Origin of the sequence: Pseudomonas sp. B15(2017), from assembly GCF_002113215.1 — a bacterium.
Lineage (GTDB): Bacteria > Pseudomonadota > Gammaproteobacteria > Pseudomonadales > Pseudomonadaceae > Aquipseudomonas.
In genome coordinates this window covers 195362-214233 of record NZ_NEJZ01000003.1, presented here as the reverse complement: position 1 = coordinate 214233, position 18872 = coordinate 195362, and the positions used below count along the sequence as shown (strand labels likewise).

The following is an 18872-nucleotide window of genomic DNA, read 5'->3' as shown; positions in this document are numbered from 1 at the left end:
ACCATGAGTCAGATCGACATCCGTCCGGTCAGTGCTGCCGATCACGCGGCCTGGCTGCCGCTGTGGCAGGCCTACCTGCGCTTCTACAACACCGAGCTGCCGGACACCGTCAGCCAAAGCACCTGGCAGCGTTTTCTCGACCCGAACGAACCGACCCACGCCGCCCTCGCCTGGGCCGACGGCAAAGCGGTGGGCATGGTGCACTTCATCTACCATCGTTCGAACTGGAGCATCGAAAACTCCTGCTACCTGCAAGACCTGCTGGTGGAGCCGCAAACCCGTGGCACCGGCGTCGGCCGGCTGCTGATCGAACACGTCTACGCCACCGCCAGGGCCGACGGTTGCTGCAAGGTGCACTGGCTGACCCATGAAACCAACGCCACCGCGATCCAGCTCTACGAGCGCATCGCCGAGCGCCCGGGCTTCATCCAGTTTCGCAAAGCCATTTAAGGAGCCACGTGCATGACGATTTCTCTCGCTGACTGGAAAGGCGTGCCGCCGCCCTCCACCACCCTGATCGAAGGCCGCTTCATCCGCCTGGAAAAACTCGACCCGGCGCGCCACGGCGACGACCTGTTCAACGCTCTGCAAGGCCCCGGCGCCGATCCGAAACTCTGGGATTATTTGCCCTACGGCCCGTTTCCGGAGCGCAGCGCCTTCAACGACTGGCTGAACAATCACGCCGCCCACAGCGATCCGTATTTCTTCAGCGTCATCGACCGCGCCAGCGGCCAGGTGCAAGGCATCCTCAGCCTGATGTCGATTGTCCCGGCCCAGGGCCGCATCGAAATCGGCCACGTCACCTTCGGCGCCCCGATGCAGCGTTCGCCGAAAAGCACCGAGGCGGTCTACCTGCTGGCCAAGGAATCCTTCGCCCTCGGCTACCGTCGTCTTGAATGGAAATGCAACAACGGCAACGCCCGCTCCAAATACGCGGCCGAGCGCCTGGGCTTCAGCTTCGAAGGCGTGTTTCGCCAGCACATGGTGGTCAAGGGCCAGAACCGCGACACCGCGTGGTACTCGATTCTGGACTCGGAATGGCCGGCGATTGCGGCAGGGTTCGAGCGCTGGTTGAGCGATGAGAATCAGACGGCCGAGGGGCAGGTGAAGGGGTTGGTTGAGTGCCGCGCTTAAAGCTCAATAGAGATTAAGTGTGTTGCGGGTTCAGCTGTTATCGCGTCGAACCCGCACCACCCCCATCTTCAGCCCGAACGGGCGAAACACGGCGTTCAGCGATTTGAGCGTCTGATTGCCCTCGCCGTGTTCGATGTGCACCAGCGTACGTACCGAAATTTTGCACATCTTCGCGAACTGGGTCTGATGCAGCCCGGTGACCTCAACGCGCAAACGGCGAACGGCTTCACCGATTTCTACGGTTCCTTCAGCCAGCGCTTCCTGGATGCTTTCGATGAGCACTGTGCGTTCGGCAACGGTCATGCTCATTTCAAATCCCACTCTTTCAAACGTTGCTCCAGGTTTTTCAGGTGGACGCCCGGATGATTCATTGTCCGCTCAGGCAAACCACCCGCGTTCAATATGTCCGGCAACTCGGCCAGGCACTGCGCATCTTCACGCAACCGCTCGAAAGATTCCGGTGCATCGGACATCGCTGCCAATGGGTCATCCGGATCGGAAATATCCGCCAATGCGCGGCAAACACCCCGCCAATCGACATCTCCCGCCCTCTCCAGCTCTTTTGGCCATTTGGTCGTGCGAGTCACACCTTCGTCATCCATGACCATGGGGGCCAAGTCATAAATGGGGGCCAAACGGTACGAGTCGGCGTCACGAATGATTGCGGTGTTGCGACCGTGGTTATCCGAGTTGCCAAGAATCTTGTTGATCAGGTCCCGACGCAAATAGTCTGCGACAAGTGCCGGAATCTCGTGCGCTTGCCCCGCTTCCCGCCAAAGCCTGGCAAGCATGCGAATGACATCCATATGATTCATAGCGCTCCCTGGCGTCGTCACCTCGGCCAGCGAGTAGATCGACTCCACGGCAAAACGCTCTACACCTCGCTCAGTCACTTGGCGATCAAAACGCCGCATCCACAAGCTGGGTTTGTTCGCTTCCTCTAACGCCAGACCTTCCGCAGCGACGGTTTCGATACCAAGCGCCTGAAGCGCCTGATAGTAGTGGTATTCGCTGCGCAGGATGTCTTGATCGGTTTGACTGCCTTTATTCCGGGCAAACTTCACAAACCAGTGCTGACGGACGTTTTCATCGTCCAGCACAGCATCGGGGTAAAGAAGTCCGGCACGATCTTCAGCCAGAAGAATCTTGGGCGCTTCGCCTCCAGCCCCTGTCGCACCACCAATCGCAGCCCCCATTTCATACGCGTATTCAAGAAACCGGTAGTCACGGCTGATGACATCCTGGCGTTGAAACCCGATGGGTTTGCGCTCGTCGACAGTCTCGGCTGATTCTTTTATCCGCATGTTGCCGATCGGAGCCGGAGTGCAGCGTCCGAGCAGATAAAGGTCAGCACTGATGTCTGCAGGTTTCTCCTGCCCCATACGTGCGAGGAGAAACCTTCTAGCGGCGCCTGCCGGTGCAATGTCATGCACGAATGCAGGCGTGATGGATCGCCGACCCTCCCAATCCAGGGGATACAACGCACTCACGGCTTTGGAAAATGGAGAGCCAATAAACTCAATGTTTTCGACCAGATACGCCGACTCGTAACCAAAGCTGCAACGGCTTTCGAAGCCTTTCTCGGGCGAGTCGAAACTCAACACCATCGCGTCGTGCCATTTGCCGGCGTCGAATATTTGCAATGTCAGGTTGTGCATGCGGCTCTCATCTGCAATTAAATGCATTGTTGCGGTCGTTTGGCTGACCAAAAATGCAATATAGTGCATCTCGGAAGATCGAGAAACTCAGTGATCTGCAGTAAAGTGCAGATGCAGGATTTAAACCTCCAAATAAACGCAAAATAATGCAGATGCCGCTGAGTCCGCCACGGACATCATTCTGTAAAAACCCTCCGCTATACAGGACGCCCCGCTTATAACAAAAAGGACGTTCTCACCATGCCCTTCCCGCCCCAGCGTCTGTCGCTTGCCATCGCCCTGTTGATCGCCACCAGCGCCGCCCACGGCAAGACCGTGCAGATCGACACCGCCACCACCGCGTCGCAGACATTGGGCGGCAGCGACACGCTGACGATTTCGGCGCCGGGCAGCATCACCAACAGCGGCAAGGCCGTAAGCCTCAAGGACAGCACCAGCGGTGTCGGCGTGATCATCGATAACGCCGGCAAGATCATCTCCACCGGCGGCCGGGCCATCGACAGCAGCGGCGATCTGACCCAGGCACGCAATTACGCGATCCATAACCGCAGCGGCGGGCAGATTCTCGGCTCCAATGATGCGATTCGCATCGACAGCAACTTCATCAGCGGCAGCCTGTTGATCGACAACAGCGGCACCATTCGCTCGACCAGCGGCCAGGGCCTGGATCTGGATGCGTTGCGCAGTGACGGGGTGAAAACCACGATCATCAACCGTGCGGGCGGACTGATTCGTGGCGACGCCAGCGACGGCATGAAGACCGGCGCCAATGCCACCATCAGCAACTACGGCGAGATCTCGACCGGAGACTCGCGCAACGCCGACCAGAAGTTCGACGGCATCGATATCGACACCGCGACCGGCGTCAGCGTGACCAACTACGGCGTGATTTCCGGTGGCCGGCACGGCATCACCACTGACCTGGGGGCGACGCTGGTCAACTACGGGCAGATCACCGGGCGCAATGGCTCCGGTTTCGGCTCCGATGGCGACGGCACGGTGATCAACCACGGCACCATCACCGGCGCGTATTCCGGGTTGCAACCCAATGGCGACGGCGACGGCGTGGACATCGACAAGATCGCCCACATCGAAAACTACGGCACGATCCAGGGCGTCGGCGCCGGCGGTGTGGACAAGGGCGGTTTTGCCAATGGCAGTGAAGGCATCGCGCTGGGCGGCGGTTATATCCTCAACGCCAAGGGCGCCCTGATCAGCGGCGCCAACAGCGCCATTCTGGTGGACGACGGCAGCGGCGGTTCAGGGCTGGCGGCCACCACGCTGGAAAACTACGGCACCATTCAAGGCCTCGACGGTTTCGGCGTGAAGTTAGTCGGTGAGTTCGCCGACAACGTGATCAACGGCGGCACCTTCAGCGGCAGCAATGGCCTGGCGCTGGACCTGGGTGGCGGTAACGACAATCTGACCCTGCGCAGCGGCAGCCGCTTTGTCGGCATGGTCGATGGTGGCAGCGGTTATGACCGCGTAGTGATGGAGGATGCGGCAGGCGGCAGCTTCGGTGCCAGCCGCAACTTTGAATGGCTGGAGGTCAAACAAGGCGCCTGGACACTCACCGGCAGCGGCGACTTCAGCGACGGCGGTGCCGTGCGCAACGGCGCCACACTGATCAACCAGGGCGGTATCGCCGGCAATCTGACCGTGGACGCCGGTGGTGTGTATGCCGGCGGCGGGTCGGTGGGCAACCTCAACCTGAATGGCACGTTGCGCACCGACACCCGCCTCGGTACCGCGACCGTCGTGCACGACTTGAACATGGGCAGCGCCTCGACCCTCGCCTACGGCGTCAACGCCGATGGCAGCAGCGCACCGGTCCAGGTCGGCGGCACGGCCAACCTCAACGGCGCGACGCTGGCGGTCAATCCCGGCAGCGGAGCCTATCCGTGGCAGAGCCACTACACGGTGCTGCAGGCTGCGCGGGTCAACGGCACGTTCGGCGCGGTCACCAGCGACTACGCGTTCCTCACGCCGACCCTCGCTTACACGCCGACTCAGGTCGACCTGACCTACACCCGCAATGACGTGGCGTTCAATGAATTCGCCGCCACCGGCAACGCCAGCAACGCCGCCAACAGCCTGGCCTCAATGAGCAAGAACAACGCGCTGTACAACGCCTTGCTCAACACCACCCAATCCACCGCGGGCGCGGCCATCGAGCAACTGGCCGGCGCCAGCAACGCCAATCTGACCAGCGCCACCCTCGGCGCCAGCAGCCAGATCGGCAGCAGCATGCTCTCGGCGATGCAGCAGATGGGCGGCAGTCCCGGCTTGATGGTCGGCCTCGATCAGCGCAACACCCCGATCCTCGCCGCCAACGGCGTACCGTCCGAAGCGCGCAACCTGAATGATCCGAACGCCCGGGGCCGGCTCTGGCTGCAGGCCATCGGCGGCTACGGCAAGCTCGATGGCGAGCACGGCAGCAGCGGTCTGGAACAACGCACCAAGGGCAGCGTGCTCGGTGCCGACTGGGCATTGAATCCACAATGGCGACTGGGCGTGCTCGGCGGTTACTCGAAGACCGACCTGGACGCCACCGGTGTCGACGGCAATGTCGAGAGCTGGCACGCCGGCGTTTATGCGCTGCATCAAAACGGCCCGCTGGCCCTGCGTCTGGGCGCCGCATACAGCGGCCATCAGGGCGAAAGCAAACGCACCATCGCGTTCAATGGTTTCAGTGATCGTCCCAAAGGTGATTACGATGCCGACAGCCAGCAAGCCTTCGCCGAACTCGGCTACGCCATGGGCAGCGGCCGCCTCAGCGCCGAACCGTTCGCCAGCCTCGGCTACCAGCGCTATCACCGCGACCGCTATCAGGAAAAGGGCGGCGCGGCGGCCTTGCAGGTCGACAGCCAGACCCAGGACAACTTCAGCAGCACCTTCGGCGTTCGCCTGGCGCACCTCAGCTCGCTGGACAATGGCATGAGCCTGACCCCACGGATGGCCGCTGGCTGGAAGCACACCTACGGCGATGTCAGCAGCTCGACCCGCCAGGCATTCGTCGTCGGCGGCACGGCGTTCAGCGTCGATGGCAGCTCTCTGGATCGGGACAGTCTGGTGCTGGAAGCGGGGCTGGATCTGGGCGTTTCGGCGCGGCATACGCTGGGGTTTGGTTACAGCGGCGAGATTGGCAACAACAGTCGCAATCACGGGTTGGTCGGGCAGTGGCAGATGAGTTTTTGAGATTTCGCCAATCCGGATTTCAGCGGGCGTTGTAGGTAAAGGCGTCTGGATGGTTGGGTAATCATGGCGGGCTCGCCTCCCGCCGACGACCGAGCTACAAACGCAGACGCCATCACCTGCACACGGTTCGGAATTGCCCGGCATCGGCGCATTGGCACCGACTTTTACAGTTTGTTCTCTTTTCACATGAGACGAACTGAATGCCCATTCAATGCAAATACAAGCTCCAACATCTTGTCCTGGCGGTTGCGCTGGCAGTCGGTTGCGTGGAATTTTCTCTAGCGGAGCAGCCGGAGCCGGACGCGCCCGTCGCGAAAGAGGTGAAAACCAGGAGCCCGCGCACACCTCCTAAGGTGAAACCTGCTCCGCTTCTCATGGCAGAAACAGTGAGTGAGGAAAAGATTGCTCCACCACCGCAAGCCCTCCCTACCAGCACTGAGACTCCAACCGCGCCACTTCATGCAGCCGATGACCTCCACGCCAAGAGAGTCGCCACTACAAAGAGCGGCAGTGCACTTGAAGCAAGCATTGAAAAACCAACGCCTCCAGCACAACCCGTTCTGAGCGAAGCGCCAGCAACCCCCGAATCCAAAGAGGTGTCCACTTCAGGCAACGCAGCCATCGACGCCCTGCTCGCTGCCGACGAATACACGGCCACCCTCGCCTACTTTCAACTGGCGGGCGGCAGCAATGCCAAACTCGCCAATGCGACCCTGAACAGCGTCACGCCGGTCAGCGCCAGCCTGCTGTCGGCCATGCATCAACTCGACAATGCCCACGACTCGACGGGAAACTCACCACGCCATGTGGCCGGCAACGCAGACACCGGCAGGGTGTGGCTGCAAGCCATCGGTCACAGCGGGAAACTCGATCGCGAATTTGAACCGATGCAGCACTCCACCAAAGGGCTGCTGCTCGGCGCCGACTGGCGCCTCGATGAAACATGGCACCTGGGCTTGATGGGCGGCACCTCCGACACGCGCATCGACAGCAAGGAGCTGGACGGCGATCTCGACAGTTGGCACCTCGGTGCCTACGCCTTGCGCCAGGCCGGCCCGCTATCACTTCGGCTCGGCGCAGCCTGGAGCAACCATGAAGGCAACACCCGTCGCGAAGTCGCGTTCGGCCGCTTCCATGACCGACTCAAAGGCAACTACCAGGCCAGTACCCAACAAGCGTTCATCGAGTCGGGATACAACCTGGGGAGGGCCAACGTCAGCATCGAACCGTTTGTCGGCCTCGGCTACCAACGCTACCAGCGTGACGGCTACACAGAGAAAGGCGGAGCGGCGGCGCTCAAGGTTCACGCTCAATCCCAAGGCAACTTCAACACCACCGTCGGCCTGCGCATGGCGAAAGTCAGCACGCTGGATAACGGCATGCGCCTCACGCCACGATTCAGCGCTGGGTGGAAACACGTGTACGGCGAGACCTATACCAGCACCCGGCAACGTCTGGTCACCGGCGGCCATGACTACACCGTTTACGGCGCAGAGCTGGATCGCAATAGCCTGACGCTCGACACCGGTCTTGATCTGGCCGTCTCGTCCAACCACACACTCGGTGTTGGCTTGTCGGGTGAGATCGGTACCGACAGCCGCAACCACGGCATTTCGGGCCAGTGGCGAATGGCGTTCTGAGTTCCGGCCAGGCGCTGCCGCACCTTGCGGCAGTGCCTGAAAAGCAAAAAAAAGGGGAGCACATGCCCCCCCGAGGTTTAAAGCGTTGTATCGAGGCCGTTATCTCAGCCTTCGATCTCGATCAGGATTTCGCCCGGATTCACCCGGTCGCCCTTGGCAACATGGATGGCGGTGACCTTGCCGGCAATCGCGGCCTGGACTTCGGTTTCCATCTTCATCGCTTCGGTGATCAGCACGGCCTGGCCCGCCTTGACGGTGTCGCCTTCCTTGACCAGCACATCGACGATATTGCCCGGCATGGTGGTGCTGACGTGGCCCGGTGCCGAAGCCTGCTTGCGCTTGCTGCTACCGCCGCCGACGAATTCGTTGAGCGGTTCGAACACCACCTCTTCCGGCATGCCGTCGATGGACAGGTAGAAGTGACGCTTGCCTTCAGCCTTGACGCCGACACCGGTGATGTCCACGCGATAGGTTTCGCCGTGGACGTCGATGACGAACTCGGTCGGTACACCTTCGCCGCCGGCCGAAGCCACCTTGCCCGCTTCCGGGATCGGCAGCAGCACTTCCGGGGTGAGGGTGCCGGCGGCACGCTCTTCGAGGAACTTGCGGCCGATGTCCGGAAACATGGCGAAGGTCAGCACGTCTTCTTCGGATGTAGCCAGAGCGCCGATATCGGCGCGCAGCTTGGTCATCTCCGGCTTGAGCAGATCGGCCGGACGTACGTCGATCACCTCTTCGCTGCCGATGGCCTGGCGACGCAGCTTCTCGTTCACGGTGCCCGGCGCCTTGCCGTAGCCGCCTTGCAGGTAGAGCTTCACCTCGTTGGTGATGGTCTTGTAGCGCTCGCCGGCCAGCACGTTGAAGAACGCCTGGGTGCCGACGATCTGCGAAGTCGGGGTCACCAGCGGCGGGAAGCCGAGGTCTTCACGCACGCGCGGAATCTCTGCCAGCACTTCGCCCATGCGGTTCAGAGCGCCCTGCTCTTTCAATTGGTTGGCCAGGTTGGAAATCATCCCGCCCGGCACCTGATTGACTTGAACGCGGGTGTCGACGGCAGTGAATTCGCTTTCGAACTGGTGGTACTTCTTGCGCACGGCATAGAAGTACAGGCCGATCTCTTGCAGCAGCTCCAGGTTCAGACCGGTATCGAACTCGGTTCCTTTGAGCGCAGCAACCATCGATTCCGTCCCAGGGTGGCTGGTGCCCGAAGCGAAGCTGGAGATCGCGGTGTCGATGTGGTCGGCACCGTTTTCAATGGCCTTGAGTTGGCACATTGCGGCCAGGCCGGCGGTGTCGTGGGAGTGGATGAACACTGGCAGCGACTGTTCGGCTTTCAGTGCACGCACCAGTTCACCGGTCGCATACGGGGTCAGCAGACCGGCCATGTCCTTGATCGCCACCGAGTCGCAACCCATGGCTTCCATTTGCTTGGCCTGAGCGACGAACGCGTCGATGGTGTGCACCGGGCTGGTGGTGTAGGCGATGGTGCCCTGAGCGTGCTTGCCGGCAGCTTTCACCGCTTCGATCGCCACGCGCAGGTTACGCACGTCGTTCATCGCGTCGAAGATGCGGAACACGTCGATGCCGTTGACCGCGGCCTTGGCAACGAACGCCTTGACCACGTCATCGCTGTAGTGGCGGTAGCCCAGCAGGTTCTGCCCGCGCAGAAGCATCTGAAGACGAGTGTTGGGCAGCGCCGCACGCAGCTGGCGCAGACGCTCCCACGGGTCTTCTTTCAGGAAGCGCACGCAGGCGTCGAAGGTCGCGCCGCCCCAGCATTCCAGCGACCAGTAGCCGACCTTGTCGAGCTTGTCGCAGATCGGCAGCATGTCTTCGGTGCGCATGCGGGTGGCGAGCAGCGATTGGTGAGCGTCGCGCAGGATGGTATCGGTGACAAAGATTTTCTTGCTCATTCTTGTATTCCTCACAGGCCTGCGTGGGCGGCGATGGCGGCGGCGATGGCCAGGGCCAGCTCTTCGGGTTTGCGCTTGATCGAGTAGTTGGTCAATTCAGGGTGGCTTTCGACGAAGCTGGTATTGAACTGGCCGCTACGGAATTCCGGGTTGCGCAGGATTTCCTGGTAGTACGCGGCGGTGGTCTTCACGCCTTGCAGACGCATGTCGTCGAGGGCGCGCAGGCCACGATCCATCGCCTCTTCCCAGGTCAGTGCCCAGACCACCAGTTTCAGGCACATCGAGTCGTAGAACGGCGGGATGGTGTAGCCGGTGTAGATTGCCGTGTCGGTGCGCACGCCGGGGCCGCCGGGGGCGTAGTAGCGCGTGATCTTGCCGAAGCTCGGCAGGAAGTTGTTTTTCGGGTCCTCGGCGTTGATCCGGAACTGCAGGGCAAAACCGCGATGCTGAATGTCTTCCTGCTTCACCGACAGCGGCAGGCCGGAAGCGATGCGGATTTGTTCGCGAACGATGTCGATCCCGGTGATTTCTTCGGTAATGGTGTGTTCCACCTGCACCCGGGTGTTCATCTCCATGAAGTACACCTCGCCCTCGGCGAGCAGGAACTCCACGGTGCCGGCGTTCTCGTAACCCACGGCCTTGGCTGCGCGCACCGACAGGTCGCCGATGTAGGCGCGCTGTTCCGGGGTCAGCTGCGGGCTCGGGGCGATTTCGATCAGCTTCTGGTTGCGGCGCTGGATCGAGCAGTCACGTTCGAAAAGATGCACGACGTTGCCGAAGCTGTCGCCGAGGATCTGCGCTTCGATGTGCTTGGGATTGACGATGCACTTTTCCAGGAACACTTCCGCCGAACCGAAGGCCTTGGTGGCTTCGGAAATGACGCGAGGGAAGTTCTGTTCGAGTTCTTCTCGGCTGTTGCAGCGACGGATACCGCGCCCGCCACCACCGGAAGTGGCCTTGAGCATCACCGGGTAACCAATGCGGTCGCCCTCGCTCAACGCTTCCTCGATGCCCGAGACGTTGCCTTCGGTGCCCGGCGTGACCGGCACGCCAGCCTTGATCATGCTGCGGCGCGCTTCGGTCTTGTCGCCCATGCGGCGGATGACTTCCGCCGCCGGACCGATGAATTTGATGCCGCGTTCGGCGCAGATGTCTGCCAGCTCAGCGTTTTCCGAGAGGAAACCGTAGCCGGGGTGCAACGCATCGCAGCCGGTTTCCACGGCCAGGTTCACCAGCTTGCGCGGGTTCAGGTAACCGGCCAGCGGCTCGGCACCAATGCTGTGGGCCTCGTCCGCACGCTTCACATGCAAGGCGTGCCGGTCGGCGTCGGAATAGATCGCGACCGAGCGGATGCCCATCTCGGCGCAGGCACGCACGATTCGTACGGCAATCTCACCACGGTTGGCGATCAGGATCTTTGTTATCACTTGGAGGTTCCCTTGAGCCGGTGGCACCACGACCTGCTAGACCCAGGTCGGCACGTGACCAAATGTTTCAATCTGGTCTCGGCTCCACACTAGCGCTGACAAGGGATTAACAAAAATGAATAAAAATTGGGTCAGGCATAAGTAAAGACTTATAGTCAGCTCATCAGCCAACGGCCAGAGTCGGTAGAAAATGCGTAAGTCCTTGATGCGTATGACATTGCGTCAATTGCAGATCTTCAACGAAGTGTGTGATTTACGCTCCTACAGCCGCGCAGCCGACGAAATGTCGCTCACACAACCGGCCGTCAGCCTACAGATTCGTCAGCTTGAAGAGCTGATCGGCCAACCATTGTTCGATTACGTCGGCAAAAAACTCTACATGACCGAAGCGGCCGAAGCACTCCAGCGTGCCAGCCGGGACATCTTCGGCCGACTGGAAAACCTCGACATGCAGCTGTCGGACATGCAGGGCTCACTGCAGGGCCAGTTGAAACTGGCGGTGGAATCGAGCGCCAAATACTTCGTGCCGCACCTGTTCGCAGCGTTCAAGCGCCAGCATCCGGAAGTGAACCTGCAACTGACGGTGGTCAACCGTGGCCAGGTGATCCGCCGCCTCTCCGACAACCGCGACGATCTGGTGATCATGTCGATGGTGCCGCAGGACATGGGCCTGGAATTTCTGCCGTTCCTCAACAACCCGATCGTCGCCGTGGCACGCCCGGATCATCCGCTGGCGCACATGGGCCCGCTGCGCTTGCAGGATCTGGAACCTTACACCTTGCTGATCCGCGAACCCGGCTCGGGTACGCGACTGGCCTGCGAAGAGTATTTCAAGGAGAAGCGCGTGCACTTCACCCAGACCCAGGAAGTGGCGTCGGCCGAAGCCCAGCGTGAATGCGTAGTCGCAGGTCTGGGCCTGGCGCTGTTGACGCGCCACGCCCTGAACCTGGAGCTGGCGACCGGCGGCCTGGTGGAGCTGCCGGTCGAAGAATTGCCGCTGTTTCGCAGTTGGTGCCTGGTGCAAGCCAAAGCCAAACGGCTGTCACCGGTGGCCCACGCCTTCCTGGCGTTTATCCGCAGCGAACGGGTGCAAATCAGCGCGCTGGTTGAGCGCTTCGACGGGAAGCTGCTGGCGCTGCCTGCCAGTAGTTGAGTTCGATGTCCTCGGGAAAATCGCTGATCTCGCTCTGAAGCTGGCGAAGTTCGAAGCGATCTTCGATGGCGCGGCGAAATTCCATGCGGCGCTGGTCTTCCTGCTGACGGCGGGTTTTCGCGGCGCTGTTGCGTTCTTCGTAGGGCTGAGCCATTTCGAGTCTCCCAAGGCGAGTACGGGAGTTTCACGATAGGCGCGGTGGATGACGATTTGGCTGCGGGGGGATGACAGTGCGATGAACTTGCAAATGGCGATGGCGTTTTTGAGGCCGCCATCGCGAGCAAGTTCGCTCCCACAAGGGATGTTTTACGTACACAAACTCTGTGTCATATCGAAATCAAATGTGGGAGCGAGCTTGCTCGCGATCAAGGTCGGAACGACCTTGCGATGACGTCAGTCATCCAGTGCTTTCACCGACTTTGGCGACAGCCGCAGGCTGCGCAGACTGCGCTTGACGCTCTTGAGGTGGTTGACCAGGCTCGGCCCGCGCGCCATGGCCACGCCCATCGCCAGTACGTCGATCACCACCAGATGAGCGATACGCGAGGTCAGAGGGGTATAGATTTCGGTGTCTTCGTGAACATCGATCGCCAGGTTGACGGTCGACAGCTCAGCCAGCGGTGTCTGGCTCGGGCACAAGGTGATCAGCGACGCACCACTCTCGCGAACGAGGTTGGCGGTGATCAGCAGGTCTTTGGAACGGCCGGACTGGGAAATGCAGATCGCCACGTCGGTGGGCTTCAGTGTCACCGCCGACATTGCCTGCATGTGCGGGTCGGAATATGCCGCCGCCGTCAGCAGCAGACGGAAGAACTTGTGCTGCGCATCCGCCGCCACCGCGCCTGACGCACCAAAGCCGTAGAACTCGACACGCTGGGCCTGGGACATCAGCGTCACCGCCCGTTGCAGCTCCAGAGGATCGAGCTTCTCGCGAACCTCCATCAGCGTGTGCAACGTGGTGTCGAAAATCTTCAGGCTGTAGTCGGCGACAGAGTCGTCTTCATGGATCGCGAACTGACCGAAGCTGGCGCCGGCCGCGAGGCTTTGCGCGAGCTTGAGTTTCAGATCCTGGAAACCGGAACAGCCGATGGCCCGGCAGAAGCGCACGATGGTCGGCTCGCTGATGCCGACGCTGTGGGCCAGGTCGGCCATGGAACTGTGCATCACTGCCGCAGGGTCAAGCAGCACGTGGTCGGCGACCTTGAGCTCCGACTTGCGTAACAGGTGACGTGACTGGGCGATGTGTTGCAGCAGATTCAAGGGGCTGGACTCTTGTTATGGAAAGATGTGCTGTGGCCAGATGCCAGGGATGTAGCAAGCTTGTAGTTATACTACATGAATCGGCTTTTTGCCTGCTCAATGCGTAACTCGATACCCCCGGATCAGGCGACATGCGCTGTATGTAGCCCTTACAGCGGTTTTTCCTGTTCACGCAGCAACGCGGCAAGGCCGACCGCCTCCACCGGACGGCTGATCAGATAGCCCTGCACTTCGTCGCAACCTTCAGCTTTCAGAAATGCCAACTGCTCGGATCGCTCGACACCTTCGGCGACAACTTTCAGTGACAGTCCATGAGCCATCGCAATGATCGCCCGGGTGATCGCTGCGTCTTCGCTTCCCTCACCCAACCCGCGAATAAAGGCCTGATCGATCTTCACGTAGTCCACCGGAATCCGTTTCAGATAGCTCAGCGATGAATAGCCGGTGCCGAAATCGTCGATGGCCAGTTTCACTCCCAGATCCCGCAACTGCTGGAACGCGGCGATGATGTATTCGACGCTGTCGAGCAACTGACTTTCGGTCAGCTCCAGTTCGAGGTAGTGCGGCGCCAGGCCGGTTTCCTCCAGCACCTGACGCACCAGACTGACCAGTTTGCCCTGACGCAGCTGATGCACCGACAGGTTCACCGATACCCGGATCGGCGCCAGTCCCTGACGCTGCCATTCGCACGCCTGCCAGCAGGCCTGACGCAGTACAAACTCGCCGATCGGCCCGATCAGCCCTGTCTCTTCGGCCAGACCGATGAAGTCCCCCGGCGGCACCCGGCCCATGGTCGGGTGGTCCCAGCGCACCAGCGCCTCTGCCGCATTGAGACGACCGGTCGCCAGGCACAGTTTCGGTTGATAAAAGACGTTGAGCTGCTTGTCTTCGATGGCTTTGCGCAGCTGGTTTTCCAGCTGCAAACGCTCCAGCGTGCTGGCCTGCAGACTGTCGGTGTAGAACTGAAAATTGTTGCCGCCCAGGTGCTTGGCATGCTGCATGGCCATGTTCGACTGGCTGACCAGCGCGGAAATCTCCCGCGCATTGTCCGGCAGCATGCTGATGCCCATCGAGGCGCTGACCACCAGTTCATGTCCTTCCACAGTCAACGGCAAACGCAGCTTGGTCGACAGTCGCGTGGCGACCCGCGCCAGGCTCGACAGGTTGCCGTAGGCGTCGAACAGTACCGCAAACTCATCACCGGACAACCGGGCAATGGTGTCGGCCTCCGGCAGAGCACTGACCAGACGACGGGACATCTTTTGCAGCAATTGGTCAGCAATCTCATGGCCGAGACTGTCGTTGAGCAGCTTGAAGCGATCCAGATTGATGTGCAGCAACGCCAGACTCCGGCGCCCGCCCTGCCGCACGCGCTGATGGGCTTCGTGCAGGCGTTCGCGGAACAGCGAGCGGTTGGCCAGACCGGTGAGTTCGTCGTAGTGGGTCAGGTAGCGCATGCGCTCCTCGGATTCGCGGCGCGCCGACAGATCGGCGAAGAAGCCGACGATATGGCTCACACTTCCCCGACTGTCGCGCACGGCATTCAATTGCAGCCACTGCGGATAGAGCTCGCCGTTCTTGCGGGTTTCCACCAGTTCACCCTGCCAGCTGCCGTTCTGCTCCAGCGCGTGGCGGATCGCGACGTAATGTCTGCGGGCATCGCGACTGCACGGCAACTCAACGACATTGCGCCCGAGCATGTCGTCGATGTCGTAACCGGTGACCCGGCTGAAAGCCTGATTGACGGCGATCAGCGAATAATTCGGGTCGAGGATCACGATGCCTTCGCTGGCGGCCTCGAACACCGTCGCCGCCAGTTGCTGCTGGGCTTCCAGGCTTTTGCTGACGCTGATGTCGCGGCGGGTGCCGACCATGCGGATGACCCGGCCGTCCTCGTCGCGCTCCACTGCCCGGCCACGGTCTTCGATCCAGACCCAGTGACCGTCGCCATGGCGCACGCGGTATTCGATCTGATAATCCTCGGTGCGGCCCTTCAAGTGCTCGATCAACGCCCGCTTGAGTGGTGGCACATCCTCCGGATGCAGGCGCGGCCGCAGATGCCTGAGCAGTCCGGTGACGTATTCCGGATCCAGACCGAACAGTTCCTGGATTTGCGTGTGGTGAACTTCGTCGGTCTGCAGGTTCCAGTCCCACAGTCCCAGCTCACTGGCCTTCAACGCCAGCGCCAGGCGCGCCTCGCTCTTGCTCAGCGCCTGGTTGGCGACGTCCAGTTCCCGGCTGCGCTGAGCGACCCGGTCTTCCAGCTCGACCTGAGCTTCACGCAGCTTGCCCTCGGCGCAACGACGGTGTTCGATTTCCTTCGCCAGTTCCAGATTGAGCTGTTCGCTGCGGGTTTGCGCTTGTTGCAGGTGCTCGATCAGGTGCTGGTTCTGGAAGCGCCGCAGCAAACCACGATCGATCAGCCGGTTGACCTGCCACGCCACCACGCTCAGCGACCCGAGCAGGATCAGCCCGAGCCAGCCCCAGCCGCGCGCCAGTTCGTCACCGCCCCAGAACAGGTAGCCGATGGCCGGCAACAGGCACGGCAAGGTAAAGGAAAGAAACGCCGGAATGCTCACGGCGTAGGCCACGCTCGCCGACAGGGTCGCGGCGCCGATCAGGCCGAATACCCAGGCCTGCTGCATGAAATTGTCGGCGGGCACCAGGGCGATGCCGGCGCCGGCCAGGGTCAGGCCGGTCATGGTCGAGCCGAGCAGGAACATCCGCCCCCAGATCGGCTGGGCCTGACGATCAGGGATCGCCGAGTCGAACGCGGCGACCTGAATCACTCGCAGGGCCACCAGCGACAACAGCCACACCAGCCAGACGCTGACCACGAAATAACGCTGCGGACTCCAGAGCAGACCGGCGCAGACCAGACCATTGATCAACATGAACAGGGTGGGTAACAGCGAACCCTGATAAAGAAGGCGCGTGCGCTCGACCGCCATCTGGGTGGCGTAAAGCTTGCGGATCACCCGAGGCTCCACGGAGGGGCCCGACAGGTCGAAGCTGAGGGTCATAGGCAACGTTCTTGTTCTTATAAGTGTGAGCATGCGCCCGGAAACGTGGACGGAGCATACACAAGCCGAACCACTTGCCAAACTGCCCCAGATCATAATTTCACCGAAACTTTTCCACCGCTCGTCCCCCTCCAAAGCCCCGACGCCAGGCGGGTCAACGCCTGTAGCCGGTGACCGACCGGTCGTCATCGACAGCACTTTCATCGGCTAATGCAAAGCTCGGTTTGCCCGGGCCTGCGGCGCACCCTAGAATGCCCCGATGCGCGATGATCTCTCCCTTCTGCTGAACTCCCTCAACGATGCCCAACGCCAGGCCGTAGCGGCTCCCGTTGGTCGTCAATTGGTCCTGGCCGGTGCCGGCTCCGGCAAAACCCGAGTGCTGGTGCACCGTATCGCCTGGTTGATCCAGGTCGAAAACGCCTCGCCGCACTCGATTCTGTCGGTGACCTTCACCAACAAGGCCGCTGCCGAGATGCGTCACCGCATCGAGCAATTGCTGGGCATCAACCCGGCCGGCATGTGGGTCGGCACCTTCCACGGCCTGGCGCACCGCTTGCTGCGGGCGCACTGGCAGGAAGCCGGGCTGAGCCAGACTTTCCAGATTCTCGACAGCGACGACCAGCAACGACTGGTCAAGCGGGTAATCCGCGAGCTGGGGCTGGACGAGCAACGCTGGCCGGCCCGTCAGGCCCAGTGGTTCATCAACGGGCAGAAAGACGAAGGTCTGCGTCCGCAACACATTCAGGCCAGCGGCGATCTGTTCCTGGCGACCATGCGCGGCATTTATGAAGCGTACGAGGCAGCGTGCCAGCGTGCCGGTGTCATCGATTTCTCCGAACTGCTGCTTCGCGCCCTCGACCTGTGGCGCGATCACCCGGGCCTGCTGGCGCACTACCAGAAGCGTTTCCGACACATTCTGGTGGACGAATTCCAGGACACCAACGCCGTGCAGTACGCCTGGTTGCGTCTGCTGGGCAAGGGTAGCGACAGCCTGATGGTGGTCGGCGACGACGATCAGTCGATCTACGGCTGGCGCGGCGCGAAAATCGAGAACATCCACCAGTACTCGTCGGACTTCCCGGACTCGGTGACCATCCGTCTGGAGCAGAACTACCGCTCTACGGCCGGCATCCTCAAGGCCGCCAACGCCCTGATCGCCAACAACACCGGACGTCTCGGCAAAGAGCTGTGGACAGACGGCGGCGATGGCGAAGCGATCAACCTCTACGCCGCGTTCAACGAACACGATGAAGCGCGCTACGTGGTCGAAACCATCGAAAGTGCGCTGAAAACCGGCCTGGCGCGCAGCGATATCGCGATTCTCTACCGCTCAAACGCCCAATCGCGCGTTCTGGAAGAGGCGTTGCTGCGTGAACGCATTCCGTACCGCATCTATGGCGGCCAGCGCTTCTTCGAACGGGCGGAAATCAAGAACGCCATGGCTTACCTGCGCTTGCTGGAAGGTCGTGGCAACGATGCGGCTCTGGAGCGGGTGATCAACGTCCCGGCTCGTGGCATCGGCGAGAAAACCGTCGAGGCGATCCGTGACCATGCACGCCACAGCGATGTGTCGATGTGGGAAGCCATGCGCCAGCTGGTGGCCAACAAAGGCCTGACCGGTCGCGCTGCCGGTGCGCTGGGCGCGTTTATCGAGCTGATCGAAAACCTCGCCGCCAAGTGCGCCGAGATGCCGTTGCACCTGATGACCCAGACCGTCATCGAGCAGTCCGGTTTGATCGCCTACCACGAAGCGGAAAAAGGCGAGAAAGGCCAGGCCCGGGTAGAAAACCTTGAGGAACTGGTCAGCGCCGCGCGCAACTTCGAGAACACTGAAGAAGACGAAGAGCTGACGCCACTGGCCGCGTTCCTCGGCCACGCTTCGCTGGAAGCCGGCGACACTCAGGCCGACGAACACGAAGACAGCATTCAGTTGATGACCCTGCACAGCGCCAAGGGCCTGGAATTCCCTTACGTATTCCTGGTGGGCATGGAAGAAGGCCTGTTCCCGCACAAGATGAGCCTGGAAGAACCTGGACGCCTTGAGGAAGAGCGGCGTCTGGCCTATGTCGGCATTACCCGGGCGATGCAAAACCTGGTGATGACCTATGCTGAAACCCGACGCCTGTACGGCAGCGAAACCTACAACAAGGTGTCGCGTTTCGTACGGGAAGTACCGAAAGGCCTGATTCAGGAAGTACGCCTTTCGAACAGCGTCAGCCGACCGTTCGGCGGCAACCCGTCGATGGGCAGCAGCAACCTGTTCAGCGGTAGCGAGATTCCGGAAACCGGCCTGAGCCTTGGCCAGGCTGTGCGTCACTCGATCTTCGGCGACGGCGTGATCCTCAACTTCGAAGGCGCCGGCGCCCAGGCCCGGGTGCAGGTTAACTTCGCCGAAGGCAGCAAGTGGCTGATGCTCGGGTACGCGAAGCTGGAAGCCATATAAGTCAACGTCCGTTCCCGCGCTGA

Annotated in this window: 13 protein-coding genes; 6 read left to right on the top strand and 7 right to left on the bottom strand. The window is 61.3% G+C overall.

Annotated elements, in window-relative coordinates:
- Positions 1 to 3 precede the first annotated feature (3 nt).
- Both CAF73_RS06480 and CAF73_RS06475 read left to right on the top strand, forming a co-directional pair.
- Positions 4 to 450: a GNAT family N-acetyltransferase gene (locus CAF73_RS06480; RefSeq protein ID WP_085702285.1), complete on the top strand. Its 447-nt coding sequence runs from the start codon at positions 4 to 6 to the stop codon at positions 448 to 450.
- A 12-nt stretch (positions 451 to 462) separates the two neighbouring features.
- A complete protein-coding gene (locus CAF73_RS06475; protein WP_085702284.1) occupies positions 463 to 1134 on the top strand; it encodes a GNAT family N-acetyltransferase in 672 nt (223 codons plus the stop codon).
- A 30-nt stretch (positions 1135 to 1164) separates the two neighbouring features.
- On the opposite strand, the gene CAF73_RS06470 is transcribed toward CAF73_RS06475, so the two are convergent.
- Both CAF73_RS06470 and CAF73_RS06465 read right to left on the bottom strand, forming a co-directional pair.
- Positions 1165 to 1443, bottom strand: a complete 279-nt coding sequence (locus tag CAF73_RS06470) for a helix-turn-helix domain-containing protein (RefSeq protein ID WP_085702283.1) — start codon at positions 1441 to 1443, stop codon at positions 1165 to 1167.
- Complete coding sequence (locus tag CAF73_RS06465) at positions 1440 to 2792, bottom strand: HipA domain-containing protein (protein WP_085702387.1); 1353 nt, start codon at positions 2790 to 2792, stop codon at positions 1440 to 1442. The genes CAF73_RS06470 and CAF73_RS06465 overlap by 4 nt, the downstream gene beginning before the upstream one ends.
- A 240-nt stretch (positions 2793 to 3032) precedes the next feature.
- Here CAF73_RS06465 and CAF73_RS06460 point away from each other — a divergent pair, with 240 nt between their 5' ends.
- Together CAF73_RS06460 and CAF73_RS06455 are read left to right on the top strand one after the other, a co-directional pair.
- Positions 3033 to 5990 carry an autotransporter domain-containing protein gene (locus CAF73_RS06460; protein ID WP_085702282.1) on the top strand — a complete coding sequence of 986 codons (2958 nt, stop codon included), beginning with the start codon at positions 3033 to 3035 and terminating at the stop codon, positions 5988 to 5990.
- Between the two features lie 596 nt (positions 5991 to 6586).
- A complete protein-coding gene (locus CAF73_RS06455; RefSeq protein ID WP_371918962.1) occupies positions 6587 to 7630 on the top strand; it encodes an autotransporter domain-containing protein in 1044 nt (347 codons plus the stop codon).
- Positions 7631 to 7734: 104 nt separating this feature from the next.
- On the opposite strand, the gene oadA is transcribed toward CAF73_RS06455, so the two are convergent.
- Together oadA and CAF73_RS06445 are read right to left on the bottom strand one after the other, a co-directional pair.
- A complete protein-coding gene (gene oadA / locus CAF73_RS06450; RefSeq protein WP_085696724.1) occupies positions 7735 to 9543 on the bottom strand; it encodes a sodium-extruding oxaloacetate decarboxylase subunit alpha in 1809 nt (602 codons plus the stop codon).
- An 11-nt stretch (positions 9544 to 9554) separates the two neighbouring features.
- Positions 9555 to 10970, bottom strand: coding sequence for an acetyl-CoA carboxylase biotin carboxylase subunit (locus tag CAF73_RS06445; protein WP_085696723.1), 1416 nt, complete (start codon positions 10968 to 10970; stop codon positions 9555 to 9557).
- A gap of 190 nt (positions 10971 to 11160) precedes the next feature.
- Between CAF73_RS06445 and CAF73_RS06440 the strand changes: the two genes are divergently transcribed.
- Complete coding sequence (locus CAF73_RS06440) at positions 11161 to 12123, top strand: LysR family transcriptional regulator (RefSeq protein WP_085702280.1); 963 nt, start codon at positions 11161 to 11163, stop codon at positions 12121 to 12123.
- Here CAF73_RS06440 and CAF73_RS06435 read toward each other — a convergent pair.
- The 3 genes from CAF73_RS06435 to CAF73_RS06425 all read right to left on the bottom strand — a co-directional run bounded on the left by CAF73_RS06435 (position 12065) and on the right by CAF73_RS06425 (position 16406).
- Positions 12065 to 12277: a PA3496 family putative envelope integrity protein gene (locus CAF73_RS06435; RefSeq protein WP_007962241.1), complete on the bottom strand. Its 213-nt coding sequence runs from the start codon at positions 12275 to 12277 to the stop codon at positions 12065 to 12067. The two genes, CAF73_RS06440 and CAF73_RS06435, sit on opposite strands and share 59 nt — an antisense overlap.
- Before the next feature lie 239 nt (positions 12278 to 12516).
- Positions 12517 to 13383, bottom strand: a complete 867-nt coding sequence (gene hexR, locus CAF73_RS06430; protein WP_007954250.1) for a transcriptional regulator HexR — start codon at positions 13381 to 13383, stop codon at positions 12517 to 12519.
- A 149-nt stretch (positions 13384 to 13532) separates the two neighbouring features.
- The gene (locus CAF73_RS06425) at positions 13533 to 16406 is read right to left on the bottom strand and encodes a bifunctional diguanylate cyclase/phosphodiesterase (protein WP_085702279.1); all 2874 of its coding nucleotides are present in this window, start codon (positions 16404 to 16406) and stop codon (positions 13533 to 13535) included.
- Between the two features lie 259 nt (positions 16407 to 16665).
- On the opposite strand from CAF73_RS06425, the gene uvrD reads away from it, so the two are divergent.
- Positions 16666 to 18849: a DNA helicase II gene (gene uvrD, locus CAF73_RS06420; protein WP_085702278.1), complete on the top strand. Its 2184-nt coding sequence runs from the start codon at positions 16666 to 16668 to the stop codon at positions 18847 to 18849.
- Positions 18850 to 18872: the final 23 nt, after the last annotated feature.

What these genes read in the sequence shown, in the direction of transcription:
- CAF73_RS06435 (WP_007962241.1), bottom strand. Translation starts at nt 12,277, where the DNA reads ATGGCTCAGCCCTACGAAGAACGCAACAGCGCCGCGAAAACCCGCCGT.
- CAF73_RS06480 (WP_085702285.1), top strand. Translation starts at nt 4, where the DNA reads ATGAGTCAGATCGACATCCGTCCGGTCAGTGCTGCCGATCACGCGGCC.
- CAF73_RS06465 (WP_085702387.1), bottom strand. Translation starts at nt 2,792, where the DNA reads ATGCACAACCTGACATTGCAAATATTCGACGCCGGCAAATGGCACGAC.
- CAF73_RS06440 (WP_085702280.1), top strand. Translation starts at nt 11,161, where the DNA reads ATGCGTAAGTCCTTGATGCGTATGACATTGCGTCAATTGCAGATCTTC.
- uvrD (WP_085702278.1), top strand. Translation starts at nt 16,666, where the DNA reads ATGCGCGATGATCTCTCCCTTCTGCTGAACTCCCTCAACGATGCCCAA.
- CAF73_RS06425 (WP_085702279.1), bottom strand. Translation starts at nt 16,406, where the DNA reads ATGACCCTCAGCTTCGACCTGTCGGGCCCCTCCGTGGAGCCTCGGGTG.
- CAF73_RS06475 (WP_085702284.1), top strand. Translation starts at nt 463, where the DNA reads ATGACGATTTCTCTCGCTGACTGGAAAGGCGTGCCGCCGCCCTCCACC.
- CAF73_RS06460 (WP_085702282.1), top strand. Translation starts at nt 3,033, where the DNA reads ATGCCCTTCCCGCCCCAGCGTCTGTCGCTTGCCATCGCCCTGTTGATC.
- CAF73_RS06470 (WP_085702283.1), bottom strand. Translation starts at nt 1,443, where the DNA reads ATGAGCATGACCGTTGCCGAACGCACAGTGCTCATCGAAAGCATCCAG.
- oadA (WP_085696724.1), bottom strand. Translation starts at nt 9,543, where the DNA reads ATGAGCAAGAAAATCTTTGTCACCGATACCATCCTGCGCGACGCTCAC.